Consider the following 14,922-nt stretch of genomic DNA (forward strand, 5'->3'; position numbering starts at 1 on the left):
GAGCTTCAGCCTGGCCAACATGGCCGATGGAGGCCCGCCGCCGGCTGTGGCTATCGAGCTGTCGCCGATGATGGTGGCGCCGGCGGTGCGGGTGGACTCAGCGGCCGACGTGGTGACGCCCGAGCCGCCGAACCAGATCGAGGAGGCGGTTGCCGAACTGAAGCCCGTCGTAGAGCCCGAGCCCGGTAAGCCGGAGCCGGTCACCGAGAAGAGGGAAGCGGCTCAACCCGATAAGACCGCTCCGATCGAGACCGCAGCGGCCGAGCAGCCCGATCAATCGCCGCCGCTGGATGAGATGGTGCCCGACATCGTCCCGACCATAGCGCCGGATGTGGTCATTCCGCTGCCCCAGACCAAGCCGGCGGAGACCAAGCCGGTGGAGGCCAAGCCGATCGAGAAGGCGAAGAAGGCTGCCGAAAAACCCAAGCCGAAACCGAAAGAGAAGAAGGAAAAGGCCGCGCCGGCGAAAGCGGTCGTGACCGCCAGTGTCGATCAAAAGGCAGCGGCGAAGGCGTCGGCGCCGAAGGCTTCGCAATCGAGAGGATCATCAGTCAGTGCAAGCAAATGGAACTCCCAGCTGATCGGATGGATCAATCGGCACAAGCGCTACCCGAGCGCGGCAAGGTCGCGGCGCGCCGTGGGTACCGCAAATGTGACCTTCGTCGTCAGCGCTTCGGGCAAGGTGACCTCCGTCCGGCTGACACGATCTTCGGGGGACGCCGATCTCGATCGCGCCGCGCTCAGCATTCTGCAGGGTGCGACGGTGCCCGCGCCACCGCCTGAGAAGGCCGGTACGGCTGTCGTGGCGCCTTTGATGTTCACGCTGCGGAACTAGAAGCAGCCGGACAAGGCCGATCCCATGACCACGTACTTTCCCGCTTGACTGACCCGCCGGACCGAATACGCTAGCGCAAAATACCGGCCTTGGTCGCCGGGCGGCAAATATGCCTCGCATGCCTCGCCCTCCGGCGCTGGCTGCGGGGCATTGTCATTTCTGAGGATCGGTTTGAAACGGCGTATCGAGATCGGCATCCTGTATTCCCGCTCGGGCAGCTACCAGCTGGTCTCCGATGCGTGCCGGATGGGGGCCATGCGCGCCATCGCCGACATCAATGCCGATCGGAGCTATGGCATCGAACTGGTTCCGGTCGAGCGCGATCCGCAAAGTAATGCCGATCGCTACGCGACTTTGTGCGAGGACATTTTCAGGACCAGCAGCGCGCGCCATGTCGTCGGTTGCGTCACCTCCTGGAGCCGCAAGGAAACGATCCCCGTGCTGGAGAAGGCCGGCGGCATGCTCTGGTATGCCTGCCCCTATGAAGGGTTCGAGGCCAACGAGCATGTCGTCTACATGCACGCCTGCCCCAACCAGCATCTGGTTCCGCTGATGGCGCATGTCGTGCCGCGTTTCGGCGCCAACGGCTTCCTGCTCGGCTCGAACTACATCTGGGGCTGGGAGATGAACCGCGTAGCGCGCGACCTGATCGCGGATGCCGGCGGCAAAGTGCTGGGCGAGCGCTATCTGCGCATCGGCGAGACCGACGTGTCGCGGCTAATCGCGGAAATCCGGGCGACGAGGCCGAGCTTCATCCTCAACAATCTGATCGGCACCTCATCCTACGCCTTCCTGGCGGCTTACCGCGAGCTGGGCGATGAGGATGCGGCATTCAGGCCGGAAAACTGCCCCGTCATCTCCTGCAACCTCACCGAAGGCGAGTTGCCGGCGATCGGCGAGACAGGGAAAGGGCATCTGTCGGTCGGGCCCTATTTCGCGCCCCGGCCGGCTGCCTTCGCTTCGTCCTTCGAGGCCTCCGCCTATGCCTCGGTGCAGGTGATGGCCGACGTGCTGTCGCGCGACACTGATGCCGGCCCGGCGGAATTTTCCAAAGCCTTCGCCGAGCGGCGCTTCTCCACCCGGCTCGGGCCGATCGCCATCGACGCCCACTCCCAGCACGCGACGCTGCCGGTGATCATCGGCCGGATCGCCGATGGCTTCTTCGAGGTCGTCAGCCAGGAGGATGAGGTCGCGCCGGATCCCTATCTGTCGCGCTACGACCCCGCCAAGACATTCGGCCGTCCGCGCCTGAGGGTGGTGTCATGACCCGGGCGCGCATCCCCAATCTCGGTGGCGCCAGAGCCTTTATCCTGCATCGCCCGCATCCGACGGTGCAGGCCATCACCAGGCAATTGTCGGCCATCGGCCTGGCTACGATCGACTGCTGGCCGGAATTGCCGCCGGAAGCTCTCGCCGCCGACTTCGTCTTCTTCGATGCCGATCTCGGTTTCGACGAGCAATTCCCGTGGAAAGCCGGTGAAGCGCCGATGCCGATGGTGGCGCTGATCGGTTCCGAGGCGCCGGGGCGTATCGAATGGGCGCTGTCGCACAAGGCCGATGCGCAGCTGCTGAAGCCGGTCGGCAATGCCGGTGTGTACAGCGCATTGCTGATCGCAAGGCAGAGCTTCGAGGCACGCAAGCATTTAGCTGGCGAGATAGCGTCACTGCGCCAGCGCGTCGCCGAGCGCCAGACCATTGTGCGCGCGGTGACGGCACTGTCGAAAGGCAGCGACGACGAGCGTGCCTATGCACAACTGCGATCGCTGGCGATGAGCTGGCAGATCAGCGTCGAGGATGCCGCGCGTCGCATCGTGGCAATGCAAAGCGAGGAAGCAACGGGGGAAGAAGGCGGCGATGACCAGTCCCATCGCGCCTGATCTGCCGGTGCGCATGCCGGTCAAGCCGCGCGCCGGTGTCTGGCGCCGGCTGGTGAAACGCCGCCTGGCGCTGCTCGGCCTGGTCATCGTCGCCATTGTCCTTGCCGGCGCTGTGCTGGCGCCCCGGCTGACCGGCTATGACCCCAACGAGCAGATGTTCGACGGCCTGACCATCGAGGGCTCGCCGCTGCCGCCCAGCGCCCAGTACTGGCTCGGCACCGACCTGCTCGGACGTGACCTCTTGACCCGCATCCTCTACGGCGCCCGCACCTCGCTGATCATCGGCATCGTCGCCAATGGCGTGGCGCTTTTGATCGGCACTTTGGTGGGCGTCACCGCAGGCTATTTCCGCGGCTGGATCGGCAGCGCGCTGATGCGCTTCACCGATCTGATGATGGCGTTCCCGGCGCTGCTGCTCGCCATCTGCCTGGCGGCAGTGTTTCAGCCCAGCCTGTGGATCGTCGCCATGGTCATCGCGCTGGTCAACTGGGTGCAGACGGCGCGTGTCATCTACACCGAGACATCGTCGCTGGCCGAACGCGAGTTCATCGATGCCGAGCGCAGCATCGGGGCGAGTGCGCCGCGCATCCTATTTCGCCACATCCTGCCGCATCTGCTGCCGACCATCATCGTCTGGGGCACGCTCGGCATCTCGACCACGGTTCTGCTCGAGGCGACGCTTTCCTTCCTCGGCATCGGTGTGCAGCCGCCGACCGCGTCGTGGGGCAACATCATTTTCGAGAACCAGACCTATTTCCAGGCCGCCCCCTGGCTGGTGTTCTTCCCCGGCGCCGCAATCCTGGCGTTGGCGCTGGCCTTCAACCTGATCGGCGACGCATTGCGCGACATCCTCGATCCGACGCAAAGGGGCCGGGAATAATGGGGGGCCGGTCATGATCGCCTATCTCGGCCGCCGGCTGATCCAGTCGCTGCTCATCCTGCTTGGCGTCTCGCTGATCACTTTTGCGCTGCTCTACCTCTTGCCGGCCGACCCGGTGCGGCAGATCGCCGGCCGCAGTGCTACGCCGCAGACGGTGGAAAACATCCGCCAGCAGCTCGGCCTCGACCAGCCTTTCGTCGTCCAGTATTGGCACTACCTGACGAAGCTAATCAGCGGCGATCTCGGCCGCTCCTACATCCAGCGCTCGGAGGTTACCGAGCTCATCGTCTCGCGGCTGCCGGCCAGCCTGCTTTTGATGGTGGGCGCCATATTGTGCGAGTTGCTGATCGGTCTAAGCATGGGGCTGATCGCCGCCGTCAAGCGCGGCTCCGCCACCGACCAGACCCTGATGGTGGCCTCCTTCGTCGGCGTCTCGGCGCCGCAATTCGTCGTCGGCTTGTTGCTGCTCTACGTCTTTGCCGTGCGGCTAAGCTGGTTTCCGATCGGCGGCTACGGCACATGGCGCCATCTGGTGCTGCCGTCGCTGACCATGGGCATACTCGGCGCCGGCTGGTACGCGCGCATGATGCGCTCGTCGATGATTGACGTCCTGCGCCAGGATTATGTCCGCACGGCGCGGGCCAAGGGCCTGGCGCGCAGCGCCATCATATTCCGCCACGCACTGCCGAATGCCATCCTGCCGGTCATCGCCATGATCGGCATCGACATCGGCATCTTCATGGGCGGCATCGTCGTCGTCGAAAGCGTGTTCGGCTGGCCCGGCATCGGTCAGCTGGCGTGGCAGGCGATCCAGCGCGTCGACATTCCGATCATCATGGGCGTCACGCTGGTCTCGGCCTTCGCCATCGTGCTCGGCAATCTGCTCGCCGACATCATCGCGCCGTTCATCGATCCCCGCATCAAGCTCAGATGAAAATGAAACAGAGAAAGGGAACACAACAATGAAAAAGTTTCTCGCATCCACAGTCGCGGCATCGGCCTTGGCCCTCATGCTCGGCATGACAAGCGTCCGCGCCGAAGACACGGTCGATCCCAACGCCAAGCAAGGCGGCGCCATCACCATCACCTACAAGGACGATGTTGCGACCCTCGATCCGGCGATCGGCTATGACTGGCAGAACTGGTCGATGATCAAGAGCCTGTTCGATGGGCTGATGGATTACGAGCCGGGCACCACCAATTTGAAGCCCGATCTGGCAGAAAGCTACGAGATTTCGCCCGACGGCCAGACCTTCACCTTCAAGCTGCGCCATGGCGTGAAATTCCACAATGGCCGCGAGATGACGGCCGACGACGTGAAATATTCGCTCGACCGCGTCACCAATCCGAAGACGCAGAGCCCCGGCGCCGGCTTCTTCGGCTCGATCAAGGGCTATGACGATGTCGCCGCCGGCAAGGCCGAAGGCCTGTCCGGTGTCACCGTCATCGACCCCTACACGGTCAAGTTCGAACTGACCCGGCCCGACGCCACCTTCCTGCATGTCATGGCCATCAATTTCGCCCATGTCGTGCCGAAGGAAGAGGTCGAGAAATATGGCGCCGATTTCGGCAAGCATCCGGTCGGCACCGGCGCCTTCAAGCTCGCCGAGTGGACGCTGGGACAGCGCATCGTCTTCGAGCGCAATGCGGACTATTGGCACAAGGGCCTGCCGCATCTCGACAAGATCACCTTCGAGATCGGCCAGGAGCCGATCGTGGCGCTGCTGCGCTTGCAGAAGGGCGAGATCGATGTTCCCGGCGACGGCATTCCGCCGGCCAAGTTCCAGGAGGTGATGGCCGATCCCGAGCAGAAGGCGCGTGTCGTCGAAGGCGGTCAGCTGCACACCGGCTACGTCACCATGAACACCACCATGGCGCCGTTCGACAATGTTAAGGTGCGTCAGGCCGTCAACATGGCGCTCAACAAGGCGCGCATCATCCAGATCATCAACGGCCGCGCCGTGCCGGCCAACCAGCCGCTGCCGCCGTCGATGCCGGGCTACGACAAGGACTACAAGGGTTATCCCTATGACGTAGCCAAAGCCAAGGCGCTGCTGGCCGAGGCCGGTCATGCCGATGGTTTCGACACGCAGCTGTTCGCCATGAACACCGATCCCAACCCGCGCATTGCCCAAGCGATCCAGCAGGACCTGGCGGCGATCGGCATCAAGGCCAGCATCCAGTCGCTGGCGCAGGCCAATGTCATCGCCGCCGGCGGTGACAAGGCCGGCGCGCCGATGATCTGGTCGGGCGGCATGGCCTGGATCGCCGACTTCCCCGATCCGTCGAATTTCTACGGCCCGATCCTCGGCTGCGCCGGCGCGGTGCCGGGCGGCTGGAACTGGTCGTGGTACTGCAATAAGGACCTCGACGCCAAGGCGGCCGAGGCGGATTCTGTGGTCGACCCGGCAAAGGCCGGCGAACGCGACAAGATGTGGAGCGCCATCTACGACAAGGTGATGGAAGACGCGCCCTGGGCGCCGGTCTTCAACGAACAGCGCTTCACCATGAAATCCGCCCGAATGGGCGGCGCCGACAACCTCTATGTCGACCCGGTCCATATCCCGATCAACTATGACAATGTGTACGTAAAAGATGTGCAATAGCTGCGACTACACCATCCATGGGCGCCATCACCATTTCGGCTGGGACAATTCCTTTGTCCCGGCCGAGCGGGTGGCGCCCGGCGCGACCATCGAGTTCCAGTGCCTCGATGCCGCCGGCGGCCAGCTGAACGCCGACAGCACGGTCGCCGAAATCGTCAAGCTCGACTTCGCCGGGGTCAACCCGGTGACCGGGCCGATCTTCGTCGAGGGCGCCGAGCCGGGTGACGCGCTCAAGGTGACGATCGAGATGTTCAAACCGTCCGGCTTCGGTTGGACGGCGAACATTCCCGGTTTCGGCCTGCTCGCCGATGACTTCACGGAACCGGCGCTGAACATCTGGAAATACGATGCAGCCGCGCTCGAACCGGCGCTGTTCGGGAAAAACGCGCGCGTGCCACTGAAGCCGTTCGCCGGCACCATCGGCAATGCGCCGGCTGAGATGGGGCTTCACTCGGTGGTGCCGCCACGGCGGGTCGGCGGCAATCTCGACATCCGCGATCTCGCTGCCGGCACGACGCTCTATCTGCCGGTTGAGGTGGCCGGCGCGCTGTTCTCGGTCGGCGATACGCACGCCGCACAAGGCGATGGCGAGGTCTGCGGCACGGCGATCGAGAGCCCGATGGACGTCGTGCTCAAGCTCGACCTTGTCAAGGACGCCAGGCTGAAGACGCCGCGCTTCACCACGCCGGGCCCGGTGACGCGCCATCTCGATGCCAAGGGTTACGAGGTGACGACGGGGATTGGGCCGGATCTGATGGCGGGCGCGAAGGAGGCGGTGGCGCAGATGGTCGATCTGCTCGCTGGGCGTTACCAGATCGATCCGGTCGAGGCCTATATGCTGGCCTCGGTGTGTGGTGATCTGCGCATCAGCGAGATCGTCGACATGCCGAACTGGGTGGTGTCGTTCTATTTTCCGCGTTGCGTGTTTGAATGATGTCAGGTCGGCGCTGCACCCCCACCCCGCTGCTTCGCAGCGACCCTCCCCATAAGGGGGAGGGTAAAGCGCTGCCGCCCTACCTCCCCCTTGTGGGGAGGTCGGACCGGACGTCCGGGTGGGGGTCAGCGCCAAGGTTTGTGCGAATGGTGCGACGGAACCAATCCGTCGCAGGGCTCCACCCACAATGACCCTCGCCGACACCCCCGTCCTCTCCATCGCCAACCTCTCCGTCAGCGTGCGCGGCGAGGACGGCGAGCGCGATGTCGTCTCCAACCTGTCGCTGACGCTGGCGCGCGGCGAGACGCTCTGCATTGCCGGCGAATCCGGCTCCGGCAAGTCGATGACCGCGCTGGCGATCATGCAGCTTTTGCCGCAGCCGGCGGCGCGCATATCGTCAGGCATGATCCGTCTTCGGGATGGGAATCGGGGCGACACCGACCTAGCAACCCTCGACGAACGCCAGATGCGGCGCATTCGCGGCGACCGCATCGCCATGATCTTCCAGGAGCCGATGACCTCGCTCAATCCGGTGCTGTCGATCGGCCGGCAACTGACCGAATCCATCGAAGCGCATACCAGCCTGTCGTCGGCGCAAGCCCGCCAGCGCGCGATCGAGGCGTTGAAGGCGGTGCGCATTTCGGAGGCGGAAAGCCGGCTAAAGCAGTTTCCGCACGAACTCTCCGGCGGCATGCGCCAGCGGGTGATGATCGCCATGGCGCTGGCGCTCGAGCCCGACGTGCTGATCGCCGATGAGCCGACGACGGCGCTCGACGTCACCGTGCAAGGCGAAGTGCTGGAGCTGTTGCGCGACCTGCAGCGCCAGCATGGCACCAGCGTCATCCTGATCACCCACGATATGGGCGTGGTTGCCGAAATGGCCGACCGGGTCATCGTCATGCGCGACGGCCGCATGGTCGAAGAAGGCACGACATCGGATATTTTTGCCCGCCCGCAGGCCGACTATACGCGCGAACTGCTGGCTGCCGTGCCGCGCATCGGCAGTGGTGTCGGTCGACAGAAATCCAGGGATGCGATTGACGTCTTGGAGCCGGCCAATGTCGCCGAGGTCAACGACCTGCATGTCCGCTTCGATCTGCGTGGCGGCATCTTTGGCCAGGTCACCCGCCGCGTCCACGCCGTCGAGGGCGTCAGCTTCTCGATCGCGCCCAACGAAACGCTCGCTCTGGTCGGCGAATCCGGCTGCGGCAAGTCGACCACCGCCAAGGCGCTGGCCGGACTGGCGCCGTATAGCGGCGACATCGTCATTGGCGGGCGCAATCTCTCCGGTCTTGGCCGCGACGAACGCAAGGCGGTGCGCCGTGACGTCCAGATGATTTTCCAGGATCCCTTCGCCTCGCTCGATCCGCGCATGCGCGTCGGCGACCTCGTTGCCGAGCCGCTGGTGATCCATGGCATCGCTTCGAAGGACGAGCGCCGGGAACGGGTGGCGGCGCTGTTCGAGCGTGTCGGCCTGTCGGCCGAACAGATGGAGCTTTACCCGCACGAATTCTCCGGTGGCCAGCGCCAGCGCGTCTGCATCGCCCGAGCGCTGGCGCTACGACCAAAACTGATCATCGCTGACGAAAGCGTCTCCGCGCTCGACGTCTCGGTGCAGGCGCGTGTGCTCGATTTGCTGAAGGAATTGCAGCGCGAATTCGGCGTCGCCTATCTCTTCATCTCGCACGACATGGCGGTGGTCGAGAACATTTCCGACCGCGTTGCCGTCATGTATCTCGGCCAGATCGTCGAGATGGGCACGCGCGACCAGGTGTTTTCCAACCCGCGCCATCCCTACACCAGGCGGCTGATCGACGCCGTGCCGGTGCCCGATCCGGCGCAGCGCAGAACGCGCTTCGCGCGCCTCGACCAGGAAATCCCGAGCGCCACCCGCAGGATCGGGGAGGCGCCGCTGAAGCTGGCGCTGAACGATGTCGGCGGCGGCCATCTGGTTGCTGCGGAAAGCTGAGCCCGCACTGGCTGGCAGCTGTTCTTTTACTTTGTTGAGTACAACCAAGAACTGCCGTCTCGGGTTTACCGCGTCTTAGGTGGACGGCGGCCACTATACGGTCGGAGTTCTTGCCAAGGGGAAAAATAGTGCTCAAGGCGGTTCTGCAGCTGCTGCCGGGTCGGTTCATGGATGTGCGCATGCGCGTATCCGCCGACTACGAGACGCGCGTCGTGGAGCGGCCCGGGCGCTGGATGAAGGCTGCCGAACTGGAGCAGCTGAGCAGCGATCTGCGGCTGGTAGCGTCCAAGACACTGAAGTTCGGCAGCCTGACCTATGGCGTGTTTTCCGGCGACCGCAGCCGGCTGGAACATTCCATCATCACCATTGTCTACCGGCGCAGCGACCGGCAGCCGATCGCCTTCAACGCGCTGGCGCTGATGGAGATATCGCTCGCCGGCAAGCCCTATGAAGTCTTGCACCTCGGTCTGGTCATGATCGATCCCGACGAGCGCAGCCGCGGGCTGAGCTGGATCCTTTACGGCCTGACCTGCTTCCTGATGTTTTTGCGCAATCAACTGCGGCCGATCTGGATTTCCAATGTCACCCAGGTACCCGCTGTCGTCGGCATGGTCGCGGAGGCGTTCAGCAATGTGTTCCCAGGACCGCATGCCGGCGCGCGCCGCTCGCTTACCCATGTGCTTCTGGCGCGGCAGATCATGGCGCGCCATCGCCATGTCTTCGGTGTCGGCCCCGAAGCTGGTTTCGACGAAGAGCGCTTCGTCATCACCAACGCCTATACGGGCGGCTCGGACGATCTGAAGAAGACCTTCGACGGGGCGGCCAAGCACCGCGTCGAGACCTTTAACGAGTTCTGCCGCAAGGAACTCGACTACACGCGCGGCGATGATGTGCTGCAGATCGGCCAGATGAGCTTTCAGTCGGCGCGCACCTATCTCGCCGACGCGGTTCCGCGCGGCTCGCTTGCCGCCCTTGCGGTAGCAGGTGCGGCGGCCACGCTGCAGCGGCTGGTTTTGCCGGTGGTACACTGGGCGGATAGCAGCCGCCAATGGAATGTGCTGAGACCATGGACACGCTGATGGCTTCATCCGTGATGATGCCTGGGTGTGAGCTGATGGGCGCTGACCGATGAACCTCGACGACACGCTCGTGGCCGACACCATCACCTCGCTGGCGGCGCTGTTCGGGCTGCTGATCGTGATATCGGTCGTCGGCGGGCGCGACACCGGCGATCCGCTGTCGCGGCGTTTTCTGTTCGGTTTGCGGGTGCTGACGGTTCTGCTCGCCTGCCGCATCCTCGACTGGACTACCGGCCTCGCACTCTTCCGCTTCGTCACCATCGCGGCGGCGGGCCTGCTGCCGCTGGCCGCACTGCTGCTGACCGAAGGCCTGCTACGCCGGCACGCGCCGTTTGCGCTAAAGTTCTTTGCCGCCGGCGGCGCCCTGCTGTTTCTACTGCTGGCGCCGATCCCGGAACGCTTTGCCGAGCCATGGCGGATGGCGGTACTACTTGCCTTCCAGTTCGGAGGTTTTCTCGCCATCGGCTGGCTGGTGATGACGCGCGATCGCGACAGCCTGTCGGCGGCCGAAAACCGCACGGTCGAGCGCATGGCGCTGTCGCTGCTGTTGATCATTCCGTTCATGGTCACCGACTACCGGCCCGGCCTGTTCGAAGTGCCGGTTCGGCTTGGCGGCATCGCCATCCTGTTCCTGTGCTGGCTGACGATCGGCCTTGGACGCGCCAGCCTCGGCCATCGCGACACGATCGGCGCCTTTACCGTGATTACGCTGAGCTCGGTTTTCGCCGGGCTGGCGCTGGGCGGCATCGACGATCTCGGCTGGCGCGGCAGTGTGCAGGGCGTGGTGATCGTGCTGTCGGCGACGCTGCTGGCAGTCATCTACAATGACAGCGTCAGCCTCACCGCGGAGAAGCGCCGCGACTCGTTGCTGAAGCATATGGCCGAGGGCGACCTCACCGATTCGGCGCGCTTCCTGCGCGGCCTGCAGAGCCATATTCTTGTCGACGGTGCGCTGATCCTGCCGGCAGCCGACCTCGGTGATTTCGACCTGAAGGTGCTGGCCCGTGCACTGGAGCAGGAGCCCGTGCGCTCGCTCGCCGATACGCAGCCGGGGGCGCCAGTCGACCAGGATACACGCGAGCAGCTGGCATGGCTGTTCGAGAAATTTGAGGCGACCCATGTGCTGCTGGCGACGCTCGAGCCGTTGACCGTGGTGGCGCTCAACATGCCGGCGCTGGCATCGTCGCCGGGCGTGGAAATGGAGCTGCGGGCAGTCCAGCGCATGGCGATGCTGATCTCGCAGCGGCATGCGAAGGGTTGATCATACTGAACGGGCCGGCTCTTGCGTCGGCCCGTTGCCGTAGCCGGGTCAGGCGGCCTTGGTCTTCAAGGCCTCTTCGTCGCGCACCATTTTTGTCACGGCGGCGAAGTCGAGCTTGCCGGAGCCAAGGACCGGTACCTTTGAGACCACCCGCACTTCGGCCGGGACCATCAGGTCCATGGCGCCGTTGGCCTTGGCGTAGGCGAGGAATTCCGCTCGTGTGGCGCCAGATGCCTCGGTGATGAGGATCAGCTTTTCGCCCTTGCGCGCGTCGGGCACTGTGGCGACCGCCGACAGCGAGCCCTTCCACAATTCGCCGGCCAGCGCTTCGACAGCGGCGAGCGAGATCATCTCGCCGCCGATCTTGGCGAAGCGCTTGGCGCGGCCGCGAATGGTGATGAAGCCGCCTTCGTCGATAGCGACGACGTCGCCCGTATCATGCCAGCCGTCGTCGAGCGGTTCGAGCACGCCGGGCTTCTCGGCCCGGAGATAACCGGCCATGACATTGGGGCCGCGCACGAACAGCCGGCCGCCTTCGTCGACGCCGGGGACCGGATCGAGGCGGTATTCCATGCCGGGCATGATCTTGCCGACGGTTCCGGAGCGATTGTACATCGGCGTGTTGATGGAGATCACCGGCGCCGTCTCGGTGACGCCGTAGCCCTCGAGGATGCGTAGGCCGAACTTCTCCATATACGTCATGCGCGTCGCTGTCTTGACCGGTTCCGCGCCGGCAAAACAATAGCGTATCGAGCGGAAGTCGTAGGGGTGCGCGGTGCGCGCGTAGCCGGAGAGGAAGGTGTCGGTGCCGAAGATGATCGTCGCGTTCGAGCCGTAGATCAGTTCCGGCACGAGGCGGTAGTGCAGCGGCGAGGGGTAGAAATAGACCGGCACGCCGGAGATCAACGGCAGCACCGTGCCCGCGGTCATGCCGAAGGAGTGGAAGATCGGCAGCACGTTGAACACCTTGTCGCCCGAATGGAAGTCGATACGCGACGCCGCCTGGGCGGCGTTGGCCAGGATGTTGCGGTGGGTCAGAACGACGCCCTTCGGCGTGCCTTCCGAACCCGAGGTGAACAAGATCACCGCCGCATCGCCGGGCTTGCGTTTCGCGCGCGGCGTCGACTTGCGCAGCAAGCCGAGCAGCTTATCCTTGAGACTGATGGTCTTTCTGAGATCGTCGAGCCACACGATGTCGACCGAGCGACCGAGTTCCTCGACTACAGCGCCGAGCTTTGCCTGTTCGACGAACGCGCGGGAGGTAAGCACGGTGCGGACTTCGGCGGCCTTGCAGGCGGACAGAATATTGGCAGCACCTGCGGTGAAGTTCATCATCGCCGGAACCTTGCCGGCGGACATGACGCCGAGCAGTGTCGCGCAAGAGCCGTTGGCGTTGGGCAGCATGATGCCCAGCGTCTGCTGGTCGGCATAAAGGTTCTGGAACTTCTCACCAAGCACGGCGGCAGCCGTGAGCAGCTTGCTGTAGCTGAGAGAACCGGTGACCGGATCCTGAACTGCGAGCTGTTTCATGCCGCGTTCGTTCGCCGTCTCGATGATCTTTTCCAGTACGGTCTTGTCTATGTCCTGGGTGCGGAAAACGAGATCCGACATCACCTGGTAGAGCGCGGAACCCGCAGCGGCGCGGCGCTTGCGGCCCTTCAGCTCCTGCGGCACCTCGAGCTTGACCGGTTCCAGAATAGTCACGTTGACCTTCGGGAACAGGCGGCGGCGCACATGCTGCGAGCTCAGCCGCGAGAAGTAGGTCTTCTCCAGCCCGTCGATGCGCACCGGCACAACCATCGAGCCGGTCTTGTCGGCAACCATGGCGGCGCCGTCATAGACCTTCATCAGGCCGCCGGTCACGGTGATGCGTCCCTCCGGGAAGATCACCAGCGGGTCGCCGCCCTGCACGATCTTGATCAGCGTGCGGGTCGACATCGGCTTGGCCGGGTTGAGCGGCAAAGCGCGGGCAAGTTTCATGAACGGCTTCATCCACCAAGCCTGGGCAATGGTGTAGTCGATGGCGAAGACCGGTTCCTCATCGGTCAGCGTCAAGGCGAGCGGACCGTCGAGGAAGCTGACATGGTTGAGCGCCAGGATCGGCGCCTTGCCGGCCGCCTTGAGGTTTTCCATACCCTCGACTTCGAGGCGCAGGAAAGCGCGGAACAGGATGGAGACGAAGTCACGGAAGGGGTTCGTCGGCAAATATTTCAGCATCAGCCAGGCGGCAATCGCATTGGCCGCGACGAGGCCGAACAGGATGCCGCCGGTCGAGACCTTCGTCTGGATCAGGGCCATGATGATGCCGCCGCCAGTCATGAAACCGGCATTGACGATACTGACGGCGGCGACGACCCGGGCGCGCCGCGCTTCGGGCGACCAGGCCTGCACGGCGGCGAAGGTCGGCACCACCAGGAAAGCGGCTGCAATGGCCATGCCGGCGAGGTCGATGGCGACGCGGATCGTGTTTGGGCCGGCGAAGAATGCGCCAAGGGTTTCCGCCTGGGGCGACGGCGTCATGCCGGAGATGGTCCAGGCGAGATGCAGGCCGAACAGGGCGAGCAGCGCCGTGCCGACCGGTGCCGGCAACAGCACGATGCGGCCCTGCGACATCCAGGCGGCGATGGCCGAACCGATGGCGATCGAGACGGCGAACACGGCGAGGTAGACGGTGACGGCCATTTCGTTGCCGCCGAGCGAATCCTTGATCAGGACCGGCAGGAGCGAGAGCACGATGGCGCCGATCAGCCAGAACCACGACGTCATCAGGCCGGCGCGCCAGATGCGCGTGTCGGTGCGCAATTCGGCGACCTGGCGCCAGGTCGAGCGGAAGATGTTCTTGTCGATGACAAGGTCGGGCGCCGCCGAACCGGTGGACGGGATATAGCGGCTGACGAGCCAGCAACCGACGGCGAGCGCCATCATGATCGGTCCGAACACCGCGACGCCGATGCCATCGGCGGAAACGACGCCGCCGGCTATGGTGCCGCCGAGAATCGCGGCAAACGTGGCTGACTCGATCCAGGCGTTGGCCTTGGGCAGTTCCTTGCGTTCGAGGTGATCGGGCAGGATTCCGTATTTGATCGGTCCGAACAGCGCCGAAATAACGCCGAACATCAACAGCGCCGTCATCAGCACGGGAATGGACGACAGGGCGATGCCGACGACGGAGACACCCGCCGCGGCGATCTCGGCGAATTTCAGACGCTTGGCTATGAGAGCCTTGTCGAAGCGGTCGGCGAGCTCGCCGCCGAGCGCCGACAGGAGCAGGAAGGGGGCCATGAAGACGGCGCCCGCCAAGGTGACCAGTGATGCCGCCTGGTCCGCCGCCAGCGTGAACAGAATAAGGAACACCAGCGTGTTCTTGAGGAAATTATCGTTGAAGGCGGACAGGAACTGCGTCCAGAACAAGGGCGCAAAGCGCCTGGACGTCATCAGATGAGCTGTCGGTCGGTTGATCGGGGCGATTTCCATAGCGGCG

11 protein-coding genes are annotated in these 14,922 nt (G+C 64.4%); 10 read left to right on the forward strand and 1 reads right to left on the reverse strand.

Annotation, left to right across the window (positions count from 1 at the left end):
* From X771_RS146805 to X771_RS146760, 10 genes are all read left to right on the forward strand, one after another.
* Positions 1-835 (forward strand): energy transducer TonB (locus X771_RS146805; RefSeq protein ID WP_023688821.1); only part of this gene is annotated, 835 nt, incomplete at its 5' end.
* A 171-nt stretch (positions 836-1,006) separates the two neighbouring features.
* Entirely contained in the window at positions 1,007-2,101 is a 1,095-nt protein-coding gene (locus X771_RS146800; protein WP_023688822.1) for a transporter substrate-binding protein, read from the forward strand.
* Entirely contained in the window at positions 2,098-2,712 is a 615-nt protein-coding gene (locus tag X771_RS146795; protein WP_023688823.1) for an ANTAR domain-containing protein, read from the forward strand. Before X771_RS146800 ends, X771_RS146795 begins: the two co-directional genes overlap by 4 nt.
* Positions 2,690-3,592 (forward strand): ABC transporter permease, encoded by a 903-nt coding sequence (locus tag X771_RS146790; RefSeq protein ID WP_023681457.1) that lies wholly within the window; start codon positions 2,690-2,692, stop codon positions 3,590-3,592. The genes X771_RS146795 and X771_RS146790 overlap by 23 nt, the downstream gene beginning before the upstream one ends.
* A gap of 13 nt (positions 3,593-3,605) precedes the next feature.
* Positions 3,606-4,526, forward strand: a complete 921-nt coding sequence (locus X771_RS146785) for an ABC transporter permease (protein WP_023688824.1) — start codon at positions 3,606-3,608, stop codon at positions 4,524-4,526.
* Positions 4,527-4,554: 28 nt separating this feature from the next.
* The gene (locus X771_RS146780) at positions 4,555-6,198 is read left to right on the forward strand and encodes an ABC transporter substrate-binding protein (protein ID WP_023688825.1); all 1,644 of its coding nucleotides are present in this window, start codon (positions 4,555-4,557) and stop codon (positions 6,196-6,198) included.
* Positions 6,188-7,132: an acetamidase/formamidase family protein gene (locus X771_RS146775; protein WP_023668593.1), complete on the forward strand. Its 945-nt coding sequence runs from the start codon at positions 6,188-6,190 to the stop codon at positions 7,130-7,132. Before X771_RS146780 ends, X771_RS146775 begins: the two co-directional genes overlap by 11 nt.
* 187 nt (positions 7,133-7,319) lie before the next feature.
* Positions 7,320-9,101, forward strand: coding sequence for an ABC transporter ATP-binding protein (locus X771_RS146770; protein WP_023688826.1), 1,782 nt, complete (start codon positions 7,320-7,322; stop codon positions 9,099-9,101).
* 128 nt (positions 9,102-9,229) lie between these two features.
* On the forward strand, positions 9,230-10,180 hold the full coding sequence (locus tag X771_RS146765; protein WP_031202804.1) for a hypothetical protein: 951 nt from the start codon (positions 9,230-9,232) through the stop codon (positions 10,178-10,180).
* 49 nt (positions 10,181-10,229) lie between these two features.
* Positions 10,230-11,441, forward strand: a complete 1,212-nt coding sequence (locus X771_RS146760) for a hypothetical protein (protein ID WP_023688828.1) — start codon at positions 10,230-10,232, stop codon at positions 11,439-11,441.
* 48 nt (positions 11,442-11,489) lie between these two features.
* Here X771_RS146760 and X771_RS146755 read toward each other — a convergent pair whose 3' ends face one another.
* Positions 11,490-14,915: an acyl-[ACP]--phospholipid O-acyltransferase gene (locus X771_RS146755; protein WP_023688829.1), complete on the reverse strand. Its 3,426-nt coding sequence runs from the start codon at positions 14,913-14,915 to the stop codon at positions 11,490-11,492.
* Positions 14,916-14,922: the final 7 nt, after the last annotated feature.

Origin of the sequence: Mesorhizobium sp. LSJC269B00, from assembly GCF_000502815.1 — a bacterium.
Classification (GTDB): Bacteria; Pseudomonadota; Alphaproteobacteria; order Rhizobiales; family Rhizobiaceae; genus Mesorhizobium.

Excerpts from the sequence above, each read along its gene's own strand:
- X771_RS146795 (WP_023688823.1), top strand. The coding sequence starts at position 2,098 with ATGACCCGGGCGCGCATCCCCAATCTCGGTGGCGCCAGAGCCTTTATC.
- X771_RS146790 (WP_023681457.1), top strand. The coding sequence starts at position 2,690 with ATGACCAGTCCCATCGCGCCTGATCTGCCGGTGCGCATGCCGGTCAAG.
- X771_RS146785 (WP_023688824.1), top strand. The coding sequence starts at position 3,606 with ATGATCGCCTATCTCGGCCGCCGGCTGATCCAGTCGCTGCTCATCCTG.
- X771_RS146780 (WP_023688825.1), top strand. The coding sequence starts at position 4,555 with ATGAAAAAGTTTCTCGCATCCACAGTCGCGGCATCGGCCTTGGCCCTC.
- X771_RS146775 (WP_023668593.1), top strand. The coding sequence starts at position 6,188 with ATGTGCAATAGCTGCGACTACACCATCCATGGGCGCCATCACCATTTC.
- X771_RS146770 (WP_023688826.1), top strand. The coding sequence starts at position 7,320 with ATGACCCTCGCCGACACCCCCGTCCTCTCCATCGCCAACCTCTCCGTC.
- X771_RS146760 (WP_023688828.1), top strand. The coding sequence starts at position 10,230 with ATGAACCTCGACGACACGCTCGTGGCCGACACCATCACCTCGCTGGCG.
- X771_RS146755 (WP_023688829.1), bottom strand. The coding sequence starts at position 14,915 with ATGGAAATCGCCCCGATCAACCGACCGACAGCTCATCTGATGACGTCC.